At 44.1% G+C, this 19,814-nt stretch carries 19 protein-coding genes; 6 read left to right on the top strand and 13 right to left on the bottom strand.

The features are described from left to right. Nucleotides 1-5: 5 nt before the first annotated feature. Both ACW689_RS16395 and ACW689_RS16390 read right to left on the bottom strand, forming a co-directional pair. Entirely contained in the window at nt 6-494 is a 489-nt protein-coding gene (locus tag ACW689_RS16395) for a GNAT family N-acetyltransferase (RefSeq protein WP_476293024.1), read from the bottom strand. 17 nt (nt 495-511) lie between these two features. Then, on the bottom strand, nt 512-862 hold the full coding sequence (locus ACW689_RS16390) for a hypothetical protein (protein WP_476293023.1): 351 nt from the start codon (nt 860-862) through the stop codon (nt 512-514). Nucleotides 863-872: 10 nt separating this feature from the next. On the opposite strand from ACW689_RS16390, the gene ACW689_RS16385 reads away from it, so the two are divergent. Continuing rightward, nucleotides 873-1,217 (top strand): DUF5522 domain-containing protein, encoded by a 345-nt coding sequence (locus ACW689_RS16385; protein ID WP_476293022.1) that lies wholly within the window; start codon nt 873-875, stop codon nt 1,215-1,217. Here the strand turns inward: ACW689_RS16385 and ACW689_RS16380 are convergent. After that, a complete protein-coding gene (locus tag ACW689_RS16380) occupies nt 1,214-2,041 on the bottom strand; it encodes a sulfurtransferase (RefSeq protein WP_476293021.1) in 828 nt (275 codons plus the stop codon). The two genes, ACW689_RS16385 and ACW689_RS16380, sit on opposite strands and share 4 nt — an antisense overlap. 96 nt (nt 2,042-2,137) lie before the next feature. Between ACW689_RS16380 and ACW689_RS16375 the strand changes: the two genes are divergently transcribed. Continuing rightward, complete coding sequence (locus ACW689_RS16375; protein WP_476293020.1) at nt 2,138-3,157, top strand: glycosyltransferase family 9 protein; 1,020 nt, start codon at nt 2,138-2,140, stop codon at nt 3,155-3,157. On the opposite strand, the gene ACW689_RS16370 is transcribed toward ACW689_RS16375, so the two are convergent. The 5 genes from ACW689_RS16370 to ACW689_RS16350 all read right to left on the bottom strand — a co-directional run bounded on the left by ACW689_RS16370 (nt 3,147) and on the right by ACW689_RS16350 (nt 8,580). Continuing rightward, a complete protein-coding gene (locus ACW689_RS16370; RefSeq protein WP_476293019.1) occupies nt 3,147-3,581 on the bottom strand; it encodes a group I truncated hemoglobin in 435 nt (144 codons plus the stop codon). The genes ACW689_RS16375 and ACW689_RS16370 overlap by 11 nt on opposite strands. Beyond that, nucleotides 3,582-4,403, bottom strand: a complete 822-nt coding sequence (locus ACW689_RS16365; protein ID WP_476293018.1) for a DUF3034 family protein — start codon at nt 4,401-4,403, stop codon at nt 3,582-3,584. Further along, nucleotides 4,390-6,705: a bifunctional diguanylate cyclase/phosphodiesterase gene (locus ACW689_RS16360; RefSeq protein ID WP_476293017.1), complete on the bottom strand. Its 2,316-nt coding sequence runs from the start codon at nt 6,703-6,705 to the stop codon at nt 4,390-4,392. Before ACW689_RS16360 ends, ACW689_RS16365 begins: the two co-directional genes overlap by 14 nt. Beyond that, entirely contained in the window at nt 6,695-7,345 is a 651-nt protein-coding gene (locus ACW689_RS16355; RefSeq protein WP_476293016.1) for a methylamine utilization protein, read from the bottom strand. Before ACW689_RS16355 ends, ACW689_RS16360 begins: the two co-directional genes overlap by 11 nt. 128 nt (nt 7,346-7,473) lie before the next feature. Beyond that, nucleotides 7,474-8,580 carry a phosphoribosylaminoimidazolesuccinocarboxamide synthase gene (locus ACW689_RS16350; protein WP_476293015.1) on the bottom strand — a complete coding sequence of 369 codons (1,107 nt, stop codon included), beginning with the start codon at nt 8,578-8,580 and terminating at the stop codon, nt 7,474-7,476. Between the two features lie 200 nt (nt 8,581-8,780). Here ACW689_RS16350 and ACW689_RS16345 point away from each other — a divergent pair, with 200 nt between their 5' ends. From ACW689_RS16345 to ACW689_RS16335, 3 genes are read left to right on the top strand one after another with little or no spacing between them, the layout of a single operon-like run. Continuing rightward, nucleotides 8,781-9,467, top strand: a complete 687-nt coding sequence (locus ACW689_RS16345; RefSeq protein WP_476293014.1) for an ABC transporter ATP-binding protein — start codon at nt 8,781-8,783, stop codon at nt 9,465-9,467. After that, on the top strand, nt 9,464-10,822 hold the full coding sequence (locus ACW689_RS16340) for an ABC transporter permease (RefSeq protein ID WP_476293013.1): 1,359 nt from the start codon (nt 9,464-9,466) through the stop codon (nt 10,820-10,822). Before ACW689_RS16345 ends, ACW689_RS16340 begins: the two co-directional genes overlap by 4 nt. An 11-nt stretch (nt 10,823-10,833) precedes the next feature. After that, a complete protein-coding gene (locus ACW689_RS16335; protein WP_476293012.1) occupies nt 10,834-11,313 on the top strand; it encodes a DUF3299 domain-containing protein in 480 nt (159 codons plus the stop codon). A gap of 731 nt (nt 11,314-12,044) precedes the next feature. On the opposite strand, the gene ACW689_RS16330 is transcribed toward ACW689_RS16335, so the two are convergent. The 3 genes from ACW689_RS16330 to ACW689_RS16320 all read right to left on the bottom strand — a co-directional run bounded on the left by ACW689_RS16330 (nt 12,045) and on the right by ACW689_RS16320 (nt 17,068). After that, nucleotides 12,045-14,642 carry a M14 family zinc carboxypeptidase gene (locus ACW689_RS16330; RefSeq protein ID WP_476293011.1) on the bottom strand — a complete coding sequence of 866 codons (2,598 nt, stop codon included), beginning with the start codon at nt 14,640-14,642 and terminating at the stop codon, nt 12,045-12,047. A 103-nt stretch (nt 14,643-14,745) separates the two neighbouring features. After that, nucleotides 14,746-16,128, bottom strand: coding sequence for a hypothetical protein (locus ACW689_RS16325; protein WP_476293010.1), 1,383 nt, complete (start codon nt 16,126-16,128; stop codon nt 14,746-14,748). A 4-nt stretch (nt 16,129-16,132) separates the two neighbouring features. After that, nucleotides 16,133-17,068, bottom strand: coding sequence for an ATP-grasp domain-containing protein (locus ACW689_RS16320; protein WP_476293009.1), 936 nt, complete (start codon nt 17,066-17,068; stop codon nt 16,133-16,135). Nucleotides 17,069-17,243: 175 nt separating this feature from the next. Between ACW689_RS16320 and ACW689_RS16315 the strand changes: the two genes are divergently transcribed. Continuing rightward, nucleotides 17,244-18,389 carry a M20 family metallopeptidase gene (locus tag ACW689_RS16315; RefSeq protein ID WP_476293008.1) on the top strand — a complete coding sequence of 382 codons (1,146 nt, stop codon included), beginning with the start codon at nt 17,244-17,246 and terminating at the stop codon, nt 18,387-18,389. A 1-nt stretch (nt 18,390) separates the two neighbouring features. Here ACW689_RS16315 and mutM read toward each other — a convergent pair whose 3' ends face one another. Then, entirely contained in the window at nt 18,391-19,200 is an 810-nt protein-coding gene (mutM, locus tag ACW689_RS16310; protein ID WP_476293007.1) for a bifunctional DNA-formamidopyrimidine glycosylase/DNA-(apurinic or apyrimidinic site) lyase, read from the bottom strand. A gap of 18 nt (nt 19,201-19,218) precedes the next feature. Further along, nucleotides 19,219-19,698, bottom strand: coding sequence for a hypothetical protein (locus ACW689_RS16305; protein ID WP_476293006.1), 480 nt, complete (start codon nt 19,696-19,698; stop codon nt 19,219-19,221). Nucleotides 19,699-19,814: the final 116 nt, after the last annotated feature.

Raw genomic sequence — 19,814 nt, 5'->3', positions numbered from 1 at the left:
GTTTGCTAGAGTGGAACACGCAACGCTTTCATCGCTTGCCACTGCTCTAGTGGTATTGCTCTGGCAACCAAGGCTGGATTGTCAAACCCCCAGTGGGTTTTCAGCCAAGTAAGCATTCGTTGTTCTAACACAGGCTCTAGTGCAAGCAAGCTTTCATCAAGCCAGTAGTGCAGCTCACAGTCATAGCCATCAACGTCGCTGCCATCAATATACACCGTGCCAATACATTCTTTGTCATCGGCATCAAACACACAAAAACCATACGCAATGTTTTCATTAAACTCACGTAAATGATGTTCCATCGCCGAGGTATTATCAGCCAGCGTCATATCCGGCTTAGGCCAATCGGTTTGCCCAACAAAAAATTGACGAAGCCTTGCTTGGTTACGCATAACCAACGCATAATCCGGTTCACTAAACTTTGGCTGCATCACATGCAAAGTAAAGTGTTCATCTTGATAATGGTGTTGAATCGTTTTGGGATTGAGTGGCATTAATTCATGTTCCTTATTTATTTTTCTTTTAATAGGGTGAGCATCTGGCTCACTTTTTCGAGGGTAAGTTCCCCCATTTGATCGGGATTTGCAAGCGCGTATAACACCCCCTCGACTTGGCTGTGATCGATATCACCACGCATTTCCAGTAAGCTTGCCCACATGTCTAATTCATCAATATCAACCATGCCTTGCATGACTTGTGTCAGCGCTGCACAGATATCGTCATTGCTCAGGGTGTAGACCACATTCGCTTGAGAGTAAGCGCTTAATCGCCCGTAAACTTGCTGGTAGTGAGATTCTAAACGCGCCAATGTTGCTAAATCTTGATAATGAGCTGTGTTAAGATCTGTCGAGTTGTTATTCATGGTGAAAAATATGTCTTGTTCTAATTGTGGTCAAACACTTGAGTGTAGCGCCGATGCGCAGTGTTGGTGCATGGCATTGCCCAATATATTACCAGTTAGCAAAGCATCTGGATGTTTATGCCGAAGTTGTTTGCTCCAAGCAATTAGAGCACATATTGAGTGCATAAGCGATCAGCCTATTAAAGCCCAGCTTAATTTGGCTCGCCCATATAAGCATTCAGCCGCGGTCGAAGGGTTAGATTACGACATAGAAAACGGCATGTTGGTAATGAGCCGTTGGACACATCTAAAACGAGGTCATTGCTGCGGCAATGGCTGTCGCCATTGCCCGTTTAATCCACTAATAAAAAATTAATACCCCGTTTCAACCGGTAAATCGCTCGGTAGCCCCCACTCGCTCCACGAACCATCATAGACACTCAGGTTGGTATATCCGCATTCGTCGGCAGCGAGCGCCAACATACAAGCCGTAATGCCCGAACCACAGCTAAATTGCAGTGCTTGATTGCCAACATGTAAACTATCGAATAGTGCTTGTAACTCGTGTACGGGTTTAACCAAAGCATTTTCATCCAGTATTGACTTGTAGGGTAAATTTTTACTGTTCGGAATATGACCACTGCGCATATTCTCGCGCGGCTCAGGGTCTTCACCACTAAAACGTTTTGCCCCTCGCGCGTCGAGCAGGCAAACGCTATCATCTTCAATCGCAGCCAACACTTTACTTTTGTCAATAAAGTAGCCTGCTCTTGGCTTAGCTATGAAATTTCCAACTTCTGTCGTTTGCGCATAGTGTTGTGCAGTAGGCAGTGCCAATTTTTGCCATTGTACTAAGCCACCATCCAACACATACACATTATTAAACCCCATACTCTTGAACATCCACCAAGCACGCGCAGCACTAAATAAGCCCAAGTCGTCATAAACGACCACCGTATCACTATCATCGATGCCCAATTGACGTACATTGGCTTGAAACTGCCCTGCACTGCACATGGTGTTTGAAAGCGGGCTCTCAGGATCAGCAAAAGCGCCACTAATATCAAAGCGCTTTGCACCTTGGATAATCGCAGGCGGATCGTAAGGTTTAGATGTGCCCACTGGCGCAATACCTGCATCCAAGATCTGCACCTGTGTTATATTTTCAGCAAGCCAGTCACAGCTTTTCAAGTTTTTCATTTTAAATCCTTTATTCGCCAGCAAGGGGTGAAATTAGCAATACGCTCAAGTTATACTAATCACTATTCATAAGCGCAATACAATGGCGATATTATTTTGAAACAACTCGATCCCAACCAAGTAACGGGTGCCATTTTAGTGGTATTACCTAAGTTTATTGGCGATGCCATTAATACGCTCCCCGCCATTGCCATGCTGCACCAGCTTTATCCCAACAATGAGATCCATGTACTAGCTAGACCGTACATGTGTGACATTTTTGCGCGCGACGAGCAATATCAAATCAAGGTGATCAGCGACAAGCGCTATGACAAAAGCAATAAATATTCAATCTGGTCAATGGCCAAGTCTCTCAAACAGTATAATTTTTCGATGGCGGTACTATTTCGCGGCTCATTAAGCGAAGCTGTTCTGTGCAAATTAACGGGGATTAAACGAGTCCTAGGCTATCGCCAAAATGGTCGCGCACCGCTTTTGAGCCATGGTTTAAAACTTAACGTCAATCATCACTACATTCAGCGCTATTGCCGCTTAATCAATGACTGCCACGGTCATCCGTTCAGCGAACATATACTGCCACAATTGAGTTATGGCGAAACCCAACTAGTAGCCAAACAAGAAGGCGTTTTATCCATTGGTGTGTATTTTGGCGGTAAAAATAAAGGCCCTCGACATTACCCAAAAGCGCTGGCACTGCAAACACTGTCAGCTTTATCACAAGCGCATAAGGTACACTACTACTTGCTCGGCGATCCTTCGGAACAAAGTGACAATCAGTTATTAGCCGACGCGTTGTCATCTGAAAATATCGCAGTTGAAAACCTCAGTGGCAAAACCTCACTTACTGAACTGGTTGACTGTATTGCAGCGTGTGATTTGATGATCAGTATTGATTCAGGGCCCATGCATATGGCTGTGGCTGTTGATACCCCTTGCGTAGCTGTGGTCGGTTTTGGAACTTCGCCTTGGTCCGTGGTTGCGCCAAAAAACCCTCACTTTATTGCCTTAACTAGCAACAGTTGCAGTTTAGACGACGAAAAAATCATAGCAGCCATCAAACCAGAGCAAGTCACGCAAGCCGCGAGTGCCATGCTCAAAAAAATAGTTAGCGCTTAATTATGTCACTGCGCATGGGTGCTAAACGCGCCAAAATCTGATTTTGCACTGTGTGGGCAATGCCCACTTCGTTCATTGCGTTGATCAGCAAGTCTACTGTGTGATTAAAATCATGTTCAGGGATATGCATCCCCGTGTGAATTTGCACCATGTTATCACCGTCATATTGGCACGGCCCATCTAGCACATTACATAGATGCGCAATAAACCCCTCTCTAAAGTGGCCGACATGACTATTTTTAAAATAATGAAATATCACCTCATCTTGACCAATTTGGTGGATAAAGGCATCGACTAACTTATTGAGCCCAGCTTGTGCACCCACTTGTTGGTAAAGGGTATTCTGCGTGCTTTGGCAAGCCCCTAATAGCGTAAGCACCAGCAATGCCAAACAACTGTTTTTAACTTCCATAAACAGTTTCATCTAAAAGTACCCCGTCGCAGATAAATACCAACCTGTTTGTTGATCAACGCCAGCTATCGAACCCAAATCGAGCTTGGCTGCGGTAATATTAAAATGTTTGTTAGGAAACCAAGCGATAAATACATCACGCCAGTGGTTTTCACCTAATCCCAAATGATCTGGTTTTTCTCTAAACTCAACGCCGATAGCCCAATGCCTAGATAAAAAGACCGCACTACTGGCTTCAACTAACCACTGTTTTTTGCCTTGTTCTCCCCCAAACCCTAAGAGTCCGGTTTGATTGGCATCACTGTAACGTGACGTGACATTCCAAAACCAGTTGTAACCTACCAGGGCACCCAAATGCAATTTACTCATTGCGATGTAAACATCGTTACCTTGACTTTTGTGTGCACCAAGCAAGGTGGCGATACTCGCATCCTTGAGTGATTTATGTTGCAGGCCAACACTCAACTGTGGCCAGTGACTATAAACAATATCGCCATATAATCTCACCTTGATGGCACTGATAGATTGCTCAATGGAAGTATTAAGTGCAGGTACGTCAAAGTCTTGTTCGGCATAACTCAATTCCACACGGTCAAAAAAATTGGCTTGTACCCCACACACATCAAGGCGATAGTTTTTAACATCACCACGAGAACAAAAACCGCTGAGTGACCATTCATCTTCGCTGGCATATCCAGCTAATTGTGCCCAAGGCACGATGCCTCCACCTGCACTGCCTTCAATTTGCGACACCCCAGGTGTGGCTATCAATTTGCCAGCAGCGAACACTTGCCAACTAAATATGCATAAAAAGCATGCACTAACCCACTTCATGGTAAGTACCTAACCAGTTAATAAATTCTGTTGCTGGTAAAGGCTTACTCAGCAGGTATCCCTGTGCATAATCGCAGCGCATCTGTTTCAATAAATGGAGAGACTCTTGGTTCTCAACCCCCTCAGAAACCACCGAAAAGCCAAGTTGATGGCCAAGTGTGATAGTTGACTGCACAATACATTGATCTTGATATGATTCGTTGAGCTTTAAAATAAACACTTTGTCGAGTTTCAACTCATCAATCGGTAAGCTCTTTAAGCGCCCTAACGATGTTTGCCCCACCCCATAATCATCCAATGAGATCATCACGCCGATCGCCTTCAGCGCATTCAACGCAGCAATCCCTCGTGCTTCATTTTCTATCATGTCACGTTCGGTCAGTTCTATGGTGATAAGATTGGCTGGTACCTGATGAATAACCAACATATTCTCTAAGTGTGGTATAAAGTCTTCATCGATGATGTCTTGTGCCGACACATTGATAGCAGCTTTCATGGTTAAACCTTCGTGCAGCCATATACCCACTTGTCTTACGACACTGCTCACAACCCACTGAGTTAGTTCCACTATCAAGCCAGACTGTTCAGCCAAGTCAATAAATAACTCCGGTGACACCCACTGACCATTCGCCCTTTTCCAGCGGATCAACGCTTCCACTTTGTCTATCTGTCCATTGTTGATATTAAGTTTCGGCTGATATGCCATAAACAACTGGCCATCATCGCTTTGCAGTGCCTGCTTAAGCTCATCAATAATTTGCAATCGCTCTAAATGCGCCTCATCCTCTCCATCTTGATAGAAGTACACATCCTGTCCACCTTGCGCAGCCATATCCACTGCTATCAGCGCTCTTCGCACTAAATCTTCTGGTACTTCCGCTTGCTCTGGATAACTGATCGCGCCAATGCTAAAGCGTAAATGAATATCTAAGTTTTGGATTTCGTAACACTCGCTGAGTGCATTTTGTAGTTGGCAAACCGATTGACTAATTGAGGTGTCAGAAGGCGCCTCCAATACGAGCAAAAACTCATCTCCACCTAAGCGAGTATTAAAGCCGGCAATCTGTTTCGTAAAGGCGGAAATGCGTTGTGCAACAGCTTGCAAACACCCATCACCTATTCTCGGGCCTAGCTTATCATTGATGTGCCGTAGACCTTTTATGTCGATAGCAATCAAGTGAAGTTGGTTCTTTTCATTGAGTTGTTCAGCCAACATTTCCAGCGCAGCCATGCGGTTGTAAAACCCAGTCAAAGTATCGTGACGCGCTTGAAAACTAATTTTTTCTTCGCGGGTTTGAATGTCTTCGCCCATGTTTTGAAATGCATCAACTAGCTCGTACACTTCTTTGCTTGGCCGAGATTCCGCTATTTTGGCCTGATAATTTCCTTGCGCAAATTGCTTGGCCATTACCGTTAGCTGCTGCAATGGCGTGGTCAGGTTATTTGCCAGTACACCACTGGTAATAAAGCCAATTATGATGGTGCCAAACGATAAAGACAGCACTGTAAATACTAACTTATCAAACTCGCGATAATGCTCAGATAGATCCGCGCTGAGAACCACGCTGATCGGGTTGTTCTGCAAAGCGGTTAACGGAACTTCCGCACTGAGATAAACGGGGTCTTGCCAAAACCAGCGACGTATTTTTTCGTTCTCAATAAATTCAAGTAAGGAAATATTTTCTGGGAGATTCTCAATCGATGTACTCTTGAGCCCACTAGAGTATGCAACAAAACTCATTTCCATGCCGGTGAGCGCTTTTAGTTCTTTTGCAACATTAGTATCAATCACAAAGCCCACCATGCTGTAGGCTATGGTGCGTGGTGCTTTTACGGGCAGCAAAATCACTTGATACAATTGATTGCCAATAACCAAAAAGGTCGAATTACCCCCTTGTTGTAAAAGTTGCTTCATCAACAAAGTAGGGTCTTCAGCAAGTGCTACATTCTTTTGGTTTGAAGAAATAAGTTTGCCACGAGTATCGAAAAGTAGCATAAGGTCGGCATCGATGCGCTGACTGTGGTTATAAAGCACACTACTAATCGTATCTGCATCACGGGTTGCTACAGCCTGTTTAAAGCCAAAATCAGCCGTAAGCACAGTCGCCGCGGTGACCAATAAACGTTCTTTTGCTTTCAAATATTGTTGGTAAACATTTTGAGCAACTTGAATATCTTGCTGCACTTGCCGTTCATTAAAGTGGCTTGTTGACCACCAAAAGCTTGCTAAGCTAGCTATTGCGCTTAACAATACTAAACCAACACATAAAAAGATAATGCGCTGTTTTAAACTAGTGCCCATGATACTCCTTAAATTTTTCACCAAAGGTATTACGAGGTGCAGGTTCAACGAGCTCAAGGCTCACCTTACTTTTTTTATCACCTGCTTGCCAACTCATCGTTCGACGCAGCTCAATATTGTCGCTCTGTTCAGGGTGCCAAAGCAGGTAATCACCAACATCGTCCGGCAGTGACACTTCGCCTTGCGCATTTGACACGAATGTCGCTGGACTCTGAGCAACGTAAATATAACCCACCATAGAGTCGTGAATGTTACATCCCAGTACCACCACCCCAGAGCTTGAGAAGACAATCGGCGCCTTGGGTGTACCCGCATAGAGTTTTAATTCGAACGGTTTGGCTGGCGAAAACGAATAAACATGATGGCGAATATCATCACTGTTCGGAAAGGAAACCTGTTGCCCTTCAACGATGGTGAGCAGCCTAGGGGAGAACTGTTTATTCACTTGATCCATCACGGCAACACTTAATGGTGAAGTTTGTGACTGATAGTTAAGCAACTCAACGACGGCATTTTCAATAGGCTGGTCAAACTGGTCGACGACAACGAGCGTGTTCGCCTGAGCGCCGAAAGCTGCGAAGCTCGTGAATAAGTAGCTAATAAGAGAAACTGGATGCTTACGCAGCATACGAAGTGGCATACCCTGCCTTTTGGTTTATAGCAACATTACTCTTAAGTAAAAATGACCACACGGGTAATTGCAAGGCATTTGCTATATAACAACCAATAAACAGCAACAAATTGCTGTTTATTGGTTAAAAAAGCGAATTAGGCGTTATCGATCAAGCCATATTGTTGATCTAAAATACGAATCACATCGCCACGAGGATCGGCTGGGATCTGTAAACTTTCACCGACTATTTTACTCGCAATTCCCACGTAAGTGTCTGATACAGACATCATCACATCAACAGGCAGCTTATAGTCTTTCGCCAACGCCTCACGTTCATCCATGCGATCTTTGTTCAACAAAACGTCACTGTCAGGCACGTTATTGATCAAAAGCTGACGAAAACCTTCTTTTGAATTTTCAATAATTTTGCCGTCACGATAAGCTGGGCCGTCCCAAATTCGAGACGAGTCAGGCGTACCTACTTCATCGATGTAGATTAGCTTATCTTGGCCATCGGTATCTTCGACGTAGCCAAATTCAAACTTAGTATCCACAAAGATTTGATCAAGCGCAGCGAGTTGCTCACTGATAAGCATAAAGCCTTCTGTTAATAACTGCTCATACTTGCTGACATCTTCAATTGATTTGAAGTTAAACGCCGCTAAATTATCGGTGATGTTTTTACGTGTAATGTTTACATCATCTACCGCAGGCACATCGTCAAGACCGGTAATAATGCCCTTGGTTGAAGGCGTAATTAGAAGCTCGGGCAATTTTTGATTTGCCACTAAACCTTCTGGCAATTCAATGCCGCAAAATGCTCGTTCACCTTTGGCGTAATCTCGCCACATGCTGCCGGTAATATACTGACGGGCAATCGCTTCGACTCTCACCGTACTGGCTTTGCGAACGATCCAAACATATGGGTGTGGAATATCCACAATGTGGTTACCAGCAAGTCCAGCTTGATTGAACAACTTAAACCAGTGCGCTGCCACACTGTTCAAAGCAATACCTTTGCCCGGCACACCGTTTAGGCCATTCTCACCTTGCCAAATACAGTCAAACGCAGAGATCCTATCGGAGATCACCATGATCGCCAGCTCAGTACCGTTCGGTACATCGTAGCCTTTTTCCGAGATCAATCGGGCACTATCTTCATCGGTGAGCCAGTATACTGAACGTACTTTACCACTGTGGACCGCACCTTTAGTGCGAATTGGTAGATCGTCATTGACGTCTAAAACTTTGTAGCTACTCATTATTACTCCAAGGCCGGATGCACCTTGCTAAAGGGTGCAAAAATATGAGGGGGTTAGGAGGCGTTATAATAATCGTTCAGCAGCAAAATCACAATCAACAACGCATTGGTCGCGCAAAGTTTCAATTTTAGCGTGCTAAGGTTTTGCACACATAAAAACTAATATAACATCAAGCGCATAATGGCACTGAAGGTATATTGATGATAACAGTTCGTGATTTGGTCTATGTGTGGCCTGGGCAGAAAAAACCCACCCTGAACATTCAACAGCTCAATATTAAGCAAGGAGAAAAGGTCTTTTTACATGGCCCGAGTGGCAGCGGAAAGTCGACCTTGTTAGGACTGTTGGCAGGCATTCATACAATACAACAGGGTTATATTGATATATTAAATCAATCACTTGGAAAACTTAGTGCCAGTAAACGCGACCGCTTTCGCGCTGATCACATTGGTACTATTTTTCAAAACTTTAATTTATTACCCTACTTAAGCCCGCTCGAAAATGTCACTCTGGGATGCGAGTTCTCAATATCCCGGGCCAATAAAGCCGTAAAGCAAAGGCAAAGTGTCGAAGCCGAAGCCCTTCATTTATTGAAGTCCCTAGGCATAGAACAAGAGACACTTCAGTTATCTGTATCGCAATTAAGTATTGGTCAGCAACAACGTGTTGCCGCCGCCCGTGCGTTTATCGGTCAACCAGAAGTGATCATTGCCGATGAGCCCACATCTGCACTGGATGCCGATGCACGCCAAGCATTTATTGATATGCTATTTACACAAGCAAAAGCGTATCAAGCAACCATTCTTTTTGTAAGCCACGACAAAAGCTTAGCTGATGTGTTTGACCGACAAATAAGTTTGGAAAGTATTAATGAGGTTCGCTCATGACTTTATTAAAACTCGCCTTTAAAAGTAGTTGGAATCGACGAGCAAGCGTTGCGCTGACACTTTGCACTATCGCTATCAGCATCATGCTGTTATTGAGCATTGAGCGCGTGCGTGTAGAAGCAAAGAGCAGCTTCAGTAATACCGTATCAGGCACCGATCTAATTGTGGGTGCACGCACCGGAGACATCCAATTGTTGCTGGCCAGTGTATTTCGTATTGGCCATAGCAATAACGGCGTGAGCTGGCAAAGCTATCAAGATATCAAAAACCGTAAAGGTGTCGCTTGGACAATCCCAATAAGCCTTGGAGATAGCCATAAAGGCCACGCAGTGCTTGGCACCGATGAGCAGTATTTCACACATTACCGCTATGGCAAAAAGCAGCACTTACATTTTCAGGCTGGTCGCACCTTTCACAATGGCCAGGAGGTGGTGCTTGGCAGTGAAGTAGCTAGTAAACTTGGCTACCACCTTGGTGCGCAAATCATTATTTCTCATGGAATGGGTAACACCAGCTTTCATCATCATGACGATAACCCAATGACCGTTGTTGGCATTTTAGCGCCTACAGGCACCCCCGTTGATAAGACTCTGCATATTCCATTGATTGCTATAGACAATATGCACAAAAACTCAGCATCTACACGGGCGTTTTCACGATTGCGAAAACCCCCTCTTAAAAGAGCACATAAGCATGAGCATGAGCATGAGCATGAGCATGAGCATGAAAATGTGCACGAACTTGAGCATCAACACACTCATAAAGTGCCGGACTCACAACCTGCAGATCTCATTGGTTCACCAAAACAAATTACCGCATTTTTGATGGGTTTTGACTCACCGCTATACACTTTGCAAGTGCGTCGCAATATCAATCAATACAAAGACGAGCCTCTTCTGGCCATTATGCCAGGGGTCACGTTGCGAGAGCTGTGGGAGATGCTAGACATCGTCGAAAAAATCTTGCTACTGTTTTCAATTGTCGTCGTGCTTATCAGCCTATTAGGCATGTTAACCACCTTACTGGCCACCCTCAACCAACGCCGCAGAGAACTGGCGATTTTACGCTCTGTTGGTGCAAGGCCTGGACACATTTTTGGCCTGTTGAGTGTCGAGGCAATCTTACTCACTTTCTTTGGCTGTCTGGTAGGGGTTGCACTATTTTACACTTTACTATTAGGCATAGCGCCTTTGGTGCAAAGCCAATTTGGTGTGACAGTCAGCGTAACTTGGCTCTCTGGCTATGAACTTGGTTTGTTAGCAGGTATTATGATCGCTGGTACCTTAATGGGCGTTATTCCTGCTGTTCGGGCTTACTTTTATTCCCTAGCCGACGGCATGAGCATTAAAATATAGAGAGCTTTTATATGCGATTTTTTACATTACTGGCATGTGTGTTTATAAGCACCCTTGCGCAAGCCGCCGCTCCCAAAGAAATCTTTTGGGAAGACTTAATCCCTCAAGGGCATGTGCAAATCAACGAACAAAACGCAGCGAGTCATGAAGGTAGCGAACAGAATTGGGTGCAGCCAAACCTTAATGCTCCCGTAGTAAAAACCCTACATGGTCAGTCTGTAAGTCTGCCTGGGTTTGTTGTACCACTAGAAGGCGACAGTGAACTGATCAGCGAGTTTTTACTGGTACCTTACTTTGGCGCGTGTATTCACGTACCACCACCGCCCCCCAATCAAATCGTTCATGTGAAATTTGAAGGCGGTGTACCAATCGAAAGCCTCTATGATGCCATCACGGTTACTGGCATAATTAAGGTCGAGACTTGGAAAGGCGATCTTGCACAAACAGGTTATACCATGCAGGCTGTCGGTGTTGCGCCATTCGAGCTTTAAAAAGAAAATGTGAGCGATTTACACTCGCTCACACTGTGAACATTCCCCATGTAATAAGATTACTTTTCCAAAGACTAGAACGCTGTATAGACATCAAAAAGTACTCTCAGCCACAGCGTCCCCGATTAAGTTACTAAGCATATTTCTTTTGTGATAAAAAAATATTTTAAATTTCTCAATGCTTTGCACTGTTATTGTGTACCTGAGTGGATGTGGCTCTTCAAGTAGTGATGATAAAAGCGGTACGCCCACTATCACCGCAACGCTTGCACAAAGCATTAACGAACGAAGCTCCGTCCCCGTGGTATTTAAGATCAATGCTAGTGATGCTCAGGGAGCCAGTACCACTGTCAATCAAACATCTGCTCCTAAAGTTGGCAATTTAATGTCTTAGTAAGATCAGAGCAAAAATCACAGAGATTTTTTTACAATGCGCTGTTTATTTCTAAAAAATAAGCAAGCTCACAGCTATTTTTCATTTTTTCAGAATAAATTTATTTGCAACTCAAATGATTAGTTAATTGTAAACTAAGCACTTTTTTCTCATTTTGGAAAAAAGTGCCAGATTTACAGTAAAAAGTCGTACTTTACCTGTTGTAAAAACAGATAAAAACATACATTCTACTAACACAGAGGCGTTTTTTTTAACATCCCAGTTTAGACCCTCGTAATACATTACCCATTCTCGAAACACTATTAAGGCCGCATTTGCGGCCTTAATTTTATCCTGATTATTCTGGCTTATTACTTCGACCTGGATAATAAATCACCGTCGGCTCTGAGTAGTTTGGTACATGATCATAACTAAACACTGCATAGTATTTAGCAATATCAGCAGTGCCAAAATTATCTAAAGTATATTGGTCTTGACCTCCATAAAGCTTCACGCCATCAAATGGTGAGCGAGGCGGGTGGAAACGATTACGTACCACAAAACTGCCAACTAAATCAGCGCTATCGGTATTCAGCCAAGTGAGCTTAACAACACCGTTTTCAACTTGTGTCTGCAAGTGCGTTGGTGCAGGTAGAGCGTCCACACGTCGTTCAATATATTCAACATCCAACTTAGCAGGCTGTGCATCTTGGCAATCGCGCCAATTGACCAGCGCATTGCGTGCCTGTGATTCAGCCGTTGCACGTATGATGAAGTACAATGGGCTCTGTGCTTTGTGCAAACGCGCCAACTCCTTCAAGCTGTAGCTATCAAATATAAAGTTATGTGCCGTACGTTCTTTAAGTAGCTCATTACTGACTTCATAACCAATGTATTCGATCTTTTGCCTTTCCTTGACGTGTTTAAAGTCGACATCTTTCAGCTCCACCAGCTCAACCGTAAAACGCACATCTTTGGCTGATGACAAACTGTTAGTACTAAACAGCGTCAGACAGGCACGAGTAAACACAGTACGCTCAGGGTTTAGGTGCTCATTCAGTTCAAATGCTAATTGCCCATAAACAATTTCACCTTCTTCATCAAAGCCCGACGCCAACTTATCGGCAACCACTTTATCTTTATAGATGGTATTACAACTACTTGCGTGCACACAGGAACGTAATTCTGGCAACTGGTAGATCAGCTCTAAGTTAGGACGGTAGTGCAAGCCACTGCCAAAAGTGCCATAGCCAATATCAAACTGCATAATTTGTGAATCGTTGCCAATGGGTAAACTTTGGGGCCCTTGAATACGCAGTAACAAGGTGCGTTGCGCTAAAAGCTGTTCCAGTAGCTCTCGCTCTACACCATTAAACGCCCAGCGCAGCCAGATCCCTTGTGTCATTTTGTCTGACTCAATGGTCTGCCCTAATGTATGAAGTGGTTTTGCATCCTGAATTGCCGCAAAGTCATAAATATCATCAATTAAGCTGGCATCCAAAATAGAAATTGACCACTCACCATACTTTTCAATTTTGGCGGCCACACGGTTCATGGGGTACAAAAACAACTTAGCAGCTTCAATGTGTGAGCCTTCGGGAATGGCCGTTAAATCAAACGCCACTACACCAAAGCATACGCCTCGATTTTTATCGACACCAATAAACATCGAGTTGTAACCAAAATGCTCTTTGTTTTTGCTCAGATAATTTTGCGATAAATAACCAACATGTTCACGCGCAGGAAACAAAGTACGGCCACACTGATTATCCGCAAGCGTGGTTTTTAAACGCAACTCTGGGCTAAATGGCGACTTAATTTTTGTGACCTTGTCTACCGCTCGAATATTGTAGAAATAGAAGTGTCCACTTTTAAGTTGCGAGTCAACAAAGGTTAATGACTTGGTGATCGCCACTAAATTCTCTTCCGTGCAAGGGCTTTTGTTGTGCTCGCTACGATACACCTCAAAGTAAATATCATCTCGTTCTTGGTATTGCCACTCTAACTCGACATGATCATGGCCCACTTCTTTAATCGTAAACTCCTGTACGCGAGAAGGCGCTAAAGGCGAGTAATTAATTGCTTCGCTCAAAGCATACGCCACCGCAGGGATGTTTTCAGCAACGCTCTCCGCCATATTTTTCATGTAATCGGGAATGTTACGTGTGCCCACTTCGACCACTGTGGCAATAATTCCCTTACGATAGTAATACTCACGCCCACTACCATGAATAAGTTGAGCCGGAGGCTTTCCACGATGAATTCCATATTGGCGGCCTGTTACCTTTTTGATCTCATTATTCATGTTGGCACACAAAACATTGAGATCGGTGCCCTCTATTTCCACTTCATGATTAAACTTATGGGCAGGAAAAAACACATTACCTTGTGAGTGATAGTCCAGTGCAATACGAATATTTTCGTGACTCTCTACAAAATCCCGAATCGCCGACGTTTCAGGTTCCGAAAACGCATGCGGACCGCCATAAGTATTCGACTGCGTGTTTTGGTTCCGCATAAATTTGGCATCAAAGTTACGATTTAGGTCAACGCCAAAAGTACCATCCCCATTGTTACGACGATTTTTGCGCCAAAATGAAAAATGATTACGAGAATATTCAAAACCATCAGGATTTAAACAAGGCACCATATACAAGGTATTTCGCGTTAGCGCCGTTTGTAATTTAGGGTTAAATCGATAATTCTCGATAACATACTGGATAAACTTGATGGCTAATTCATTGCCAATCCATTCACGAGCGTGAATTGAGCCCGTATAGAGCAAAGCCGGTTTATCATCTGCGTAAGTCACATCCAATGAAACGGTTACCAACATGATGGGGCGACCTTCCCAAGTTTCGCCAATGCTTTGTAGGCGGATCAAGTGTGGATGTTCACTCATGCTTTGCTGCAAAAAGTCGATAGTATCTTGATATGATGCGTATTGGATTTTCATATTTTGTCCGAGCAACTGGTAAAGAAGCGCTACCTGCTCATCCGTCGCGTCCATAATGCGACAGTATAGAATGCAGGCGGCGATATAGCATGGCTGTTATGGCTTACAAACAAGGTTTGGCCACTTTTTGCCAATGATTGACGATTCTTTCAAGCTTCTTATCTTTTAGGTTTTTCACAACACATAATTGCTCAGGTTCAGTGTTAAGCGCTTCAACGAGACCATGGGCGCCAAACGTACTCATCAGCTCTTCAACCATTTTTTCGCCTACCCCTTTGACCTGTGACAAGATCTCTCGGATCTGCACTTCATCATAAAGCTCGCCCGAATAACTATTTAGCTCAGCACCGGCTTCATCGCTACCAGGCACTTTCAGCACCTCTTTTGCTGGTACGACTTTACCTTTTAGAACAAAGTTGTCTTGAAAGTTCCAGACCTCACTGGGCCATTCTTCTTGAGAATGGTAAGCAGTATCAAGAATTGGGTACTGTTGATCATCAAAGCGCGAGAATAACTCGCCACAATCTTGGCTGGGTGTATAACTCGAGAAACCGATATGACGCATAGTACGTAAAAGACGAGAATCGATTTTGCCCAACTCTTCCCAATTATAGAGTGGGATATTAGGCTTTCTAAAGCGACCGTCGCTGAGTAGCCACATTAAATACTGACCTATCCAGTCGCGAATATATGGGAATGCTGCAAACGCGGTTGCGCACTCTAAAATACGTAACTTACCATCTTTTCCTAAAGCAATATCACATGCCCAGTACTCGGCATTTGCCGCTTTAGATGCTCGCGTAGCCAGATCCAACACACCTTTAGGCACATCTTGATAATCCATGCTACCACCCTGACTCGTGTTCGTTAACCACTCTCCTTCTGGAGGACGTCGCCAAAATGCACATACAGGTTTGTGACCCACTAACATCACGCGAATATCCGCTTCCATGGGCACAAAATCTTGCACATAAACAGGGTAATAACGTTTTTGTGTCAGTAGACCCATCGCCTCTTCATAGCTATCGACTTTATGAACGAAGTAACCACCATAATTTGACGGCCCATATGAACGTTTGATGATTTTTGGGTATTGAGCATTCGTTAAATACTGTTTTGCCTTCTCAGGAATGTAAAAAATCTCAGTGTGAGGCGCCGGTAAATTATATTTACGACAAAAATGCGTAACGTTTTCTTTTGACTTGTTTGAGAACTGACTGTCTAGTGAAGGCAAAAAGCGCACGTTTGGTAGTGCTCTGGCAATTTCTCTAAATGTTTCATACGCCGTAGCAGGAATATTACCAATGAGTACATCAATTTTCTTACGTCTCACTTCATTAATAAAACGTGCCTTATCATTACCCCAATGATATGTGACGTGCTCAATTTTATCCGGCCAGCCTTTGAAGTTAGATTTATCAAAAAAGCGCAATACATAATCTAAGTAGAGTAATCCGATTTTAGGTAAAGATTTTTTTGCTGTCATTGCCTTAGGCCACCTTGACTGAATGAAGTTCGCGTTTTTGCTGTACAGTTCTATCAATGAGTTCAACCATTGCTTGAAGTTTGTTGCTGTTGAAGTTGATGCCTAATTGCTCTTGCTCTGGCGTCGCAAATGCGGGAATGGTATTGATCTCCAACACAACATATTCTTCGCGCTCACGGTCATAAATTAAGTCAACCCCCGCGATCTCCAAACCAAGAGTTTGAGTGGCGCGGATCGCTAAATTGACAACCTCATCATTTGGTTCACGTACAAAAACCGAACCACCACTGGTAATATTGGTTTTCCAATCATCTTTAGGCGCTTTTCGACCGTAGCAACCAACGCACTTGCCATCAACAATATCAATACGATAGTCCGTGTTATCGTAGTTAATAAAACGCTCAACATAGAAATAACGCAGATCCGTACGACTCAAAAACGGCAACAACATATCGAGCGCGTGCTCACCATCAATTTTCACGATACCCACACCACCCCAACCGTCTGTTGGCTTGTAGACTAGCTTGCCACCAAAATCACGAATCGCCGCTTTTAAACCTGCAATGTCGTTTTTATGGCATAAACGATAATCAGGAGTCACGATGCCTTGGCCACTGAGCAAATGAGATGTTCTAAACTTATCTTCCGCCAATGAGAATGAATGGAAGTTGTTTAAAGTTGGAATTGACTCGCTAAGCGCTTGATAAAGATAAAGCTGATATTGTGTTTGTTGACCTGCGTTGTAACTTAAGAACGCATCCAGCTCTTCCATTACTGTGCCATTGCAAAAGATCTGCCCACCTTGGGCACGTGCATCTCGTAAATTTAACCCTGTTGTTGCTTGTATACCGCGCTCTGCAAGCGCGTGCACAAGCTTTTGTTCGATGGCTTTACCACCACCATTTTCGTACATCCAAATGCCAACATGAGGTGCTGTCACGGTGTTCTCCTTGGTCCATTATTTCGAGGCGAGGGTTGCTTACCCACTATTGTAAAAGGATCTGTGTGACACATTTTTGAACAAAACCTGCGGACAAAATTTGTTCATAAAAGCTTCACCGAATTGCAACTGAGCACAGCGACGATGAGCGCCAACACAACCAAGGAACGCAGTGATGATAGAGATAGATTTTGACGAATTAGCAACGTTGATTGAATGCAATTCACACAGTAAAAACAAAGTGGGTGTTGATCAGCACGGCGAACAAATGATCGAATTACTGGGTGCGCTGGGCTTTTCCCTTACCCGATATCAAAGAGCGCACATTGGCGACCATTTACTCTTTCACACACCCAAACAAGCGGGTCGAAAAGTACTATTACTTGGTCATTTAGATACGGTGTTCCCCCCCAATACTTTTACTGAATTTAAGCAAGACGATGAATGGGTATATGGACCCGGTGTTTGCGATATGAAAGGAGGCAATTTTGTTGCCTTAAACGCATTACGACGCTTACGCGCTGAATTTGGTCCGCTACACAATATTGACTTTTTACTCGTCAGCGATGAAGAAATAGGTAGTGATGACAGCAAAGCGCTAACTTCTGAGTTGGCAAAGAATTACGATGCTTGTTTGGTGTTTGAGGCTGCTGGTAAAAATCATGAAGTGGTCGTGGGCCGTAAAGGGATCGCCACATTTGAAATTGAAATCACAGGTAAAGCTGCACATGCAGGCAACCACTACAGCGATGGTATCGATGCCAATTTCGCTTTAGCGAACATGCTGCTTGAGATGACCAGCTTAACCAACCTAAAACGTGGCAGTACCGTCAATGTCGGCAAAATTCAAGGCGGCATTGGCGCCAATACCATTTCTCCGCACGCCTCTATGCTAATTGAAGCGCGTTTTACATCTATCGAAGAGCAGAACAGGCTGCTGCAAGGCATTGAAAATATTTGTTTTGCCATAGAGATAACCGGCGTTGAAATCAACATCACTGGTGGCTTACAACGTGGCGTGATGGCGCCAAATGAATCACAACAGAACCTGCTCAATGAAATTGCCCAAATACTAGGCGAAGAGTTACCCACAGAACAACGTGGCGGCGTATCCGATGCCAATGTGGTCGCGTCCGTTGGTATACCCACGCTAGATGGTTTTGGTCCTTTTGGCGATGGAGATCACACACGCCACGAGCGGGCTTTAAAATCGAGTTTTGTGCTTCGTACCGAGCAAGTGACTGCTATTTTGCGTCATTGGTGTTTTAGTAATGAAGTAGCGTCACAGTTGAGTGATGCCGATAGCGCCCTTGCTCAGTGAACTACTTCTGACAGAGTGCGCAGTACACTGTACTGCGCTGCCCTAAACGCACTTCTTTGAGTTCGCTTTCACAGTTTGGACAAGGTTTACCCTTACGGCCATACACCAACAGTTGCTGCGCAAAATAACCTGGTTTACCATCACTTTGCGCAAAGTCTTTAAGTGTAGTGCCACCTTGCTTAATCGCGGCCGCAAGCGTGTCTTTGATTATTGGCGTTAACGCTTGATAACGTTTGAGTGACACCTTACCTGCTTCTCGCTTTGGATGAATGCCCGCTTTGAACAAAGATTCGTTAGCATAAATATTACCAACACCCACTACCACATTGTTATCCATAATAAATTGTTTCACAGGCACTTTTTTGCCACGAGAGCGCTCATACAGCCACTTTGCTGTAAATGCATCCGTTAACGGCTCGGGACCCAACTTGGCAAACAATGTATGGCATTGTTGTGGTTCTTGCCATAAACACGCACCAAAACGCCGCGCGTCGTTAAGCCGAAGCGCTTTGCCATTACTAAAATGAAACTCAATATGATCATGTTTTTTCAGCGGCTCTGTTTGCGACACAATCCGTAAGTGCCCCGACATGCCCAAGTGTAAAATCACACTACCCTTCTCGGTATCTAGAAGTAAATACTTCGCGCGACGCCGGACTGAGTGAATGACCAACCCTTCAATACTACGTACTTCATCGGGCACTGGCCAACGCAAACTGGCATTGTGGATCAAAACCTGACTGACAGTTTGATGCTCAATATGGGGTTGAATACCTAAACGGCTAACTTCTACTTCGGGTAACTCAGGCATACTTTTCTCAATGGTTGATTAAGGTTTCTTCAGCGACAGTGGCGCAAATAACTGCTGTGCTTGCGCTAGCGGCAAAGCCAACCAATGTTGTTGTTGCTTATCAAACAAGTAATATTGTTCATTGTCCGCATACAATTGGTAGCTCAATGGCAGCTCTTGTGATGCAATCCAAAATCGCGCCACACTGATAGCTTTATCGCTACTAAGGGATACGTCTGCCACATGCAACTGTGTGGTTTGCCATAAGCTGACAAGCGTTTGTAATTGCGCCGGCTTTACTTGCCATGCGCCATCTATACGCCACGAGGTACCAATACGTTCAATTTTGTATCCCGGAAATGCCAACGTAAGCACAAAGCTCTGCTCAGGCAACAAAGATTGAGGACCGACAATGTATTCATCAGGGTTCAGCTTGTGATGAATGCCATTGAGAAAAAAGATCATCAATAACATAGAAAAGATCACCACGTTATTCCACGCTTTACGGCTCAGTCCCATTGTGTGCTCCGACTAATGACTTGCGTGCAGTGTAACGGAAAAATAGCCCGCCTGTGTAGCTGAGTTTTTTTCATTCCCAAATTTATACCACTTATGTCTAAATAATGGACATTCGC

The organism is Pseudoalteromonas sp. ABE4_541 (assembly GCF_056312285.1).
Note: the sequence above shows the minus strand (reverse complement) of the source record. Positions and strands in the feature narration are given on the sequence as shown.

Excerpts from the sequence above, each read along its gene's own strand:
- ACW689_RS16305 (WP_476293006.1), bottom strand. The coding sequence starts at position 19,698 with ATGGGACTGAGCCGTAAAGCGTGGAATAACGTGGTGATCTTTTCTATG.
- ACW689_RS16360 (WP_476293017.1), bottom strand. The coding sequence starts at position 6,705 with ATGGGCACTAGTTTAAAACAGCGCATTATCTTTTTATGTGTTGGTTTA.
- ACW689_RS16335 (WP_476293012.1), top strand. The coding sequence starts at position 10,834 with ATGCGATTTTTTACATTACTGGCATGTGTGTTTATAAGCACCCTTGCG.
- ACW689_RS16385 (WP_476293022.1), top strand. The coding sequence starts at position 873 with ATGTCTTGTTCTAATTGTGGTCAAACACTTGAGTGTAGCGCCGATGCG.
- ACW689_RS16380 (WP_476293021.1), bottom strand. The coding sequence starts at position 2,041 with ATGAAAAACTTGAAAAGCTGTGACTGGCTTGCTGAAAATATAACACAG.
- ACW689_RS16345 (WP_476293014.1), top strand. The coding sequence starts at position 8,781 with ATGATAACAGTTCGTGATTTGGTCTATGTGTGGCCTGGGCAGAAAAAA.
- ACW689_RS16330 (WP_476293011.1), bottom strand. The coding sequence starts at position 14,642 with ATGAAAATCCAATACGCATCATATCAAGATACTATCGACTTTTTGCAG.
- ACW689_RS16395 (WP_476293024.1), bottom strand. The coding sequence starts at position 494 with ATGCCACTCAATCCCAAAACGATTCAACACCATTATCAAGATGAACAC.
- ACW689_RS16390 (WP_476293023.1), bottom strand. The coding sequence starts at position 862 with ATGAATAACAACTCGACAGATCTTAACACAGCTCATTATCAAGATTTA.
- ACW689_RS16315 (WP_476293008.1), top strand. The coding sequence starts at position 17,244 with ATGATAGAGATAGATTTTGACGAATTAGCAACGTTGATTGAATGCAAT.
- ACW689_RS16365 (WP_476293018.1), bottom strand. The coding sequence starts at position 4,403 with ATGAAGTGGGTTAGTGCATGCTTTTTATGCATATTTAGTTGGCAAGTG.
- ACW689_RS16370 (WP_476293019.1), bottom strand. The coding sequence starts at position 3,581 with ATGAAACTGTTTATGGAAGTTAAAAACAGTTGTTTGGCATTGCTGGTG.
- ACW689_RS16350 (WP_476293015.1), bottom strand. The coding sequence starts at position 8,580 with ATGAGTAGCTACAAAGTTTTAGACGTCAATGACGATCTACCAATTCGC.
- ACW689_RS16355 (WP_476293016.1), bottom strand. The coding sequence starts at position 7,345 with ATGCCACTTCGTATGCTGCGTAAGCATCCAGTTTCTCTTATTAGCTAC.
- ACW689_RS16325 (WP_476293010.1), bottom strand. The coding sequence starts at position 16,128 with ATGACAGCAAAAAAATCTTTACCTAAAATCGGATTACTCTACTTAGAT.
- ACW689_RS16340 (WP_476293013.1), top strand. The coding sequence starts at position 9,464 with ATGACTTTATTAAAACTCGCCTTTAAAAGTAGTTGGAATCGACGAGCA.
- mutM (WP_476293007.1), bottom strand. The coding sequence starts at position 19,200 with ATGCCTGAGTTACCCGAAGTAGAAGTTAGCCGTTTAGGTATTCAACCC.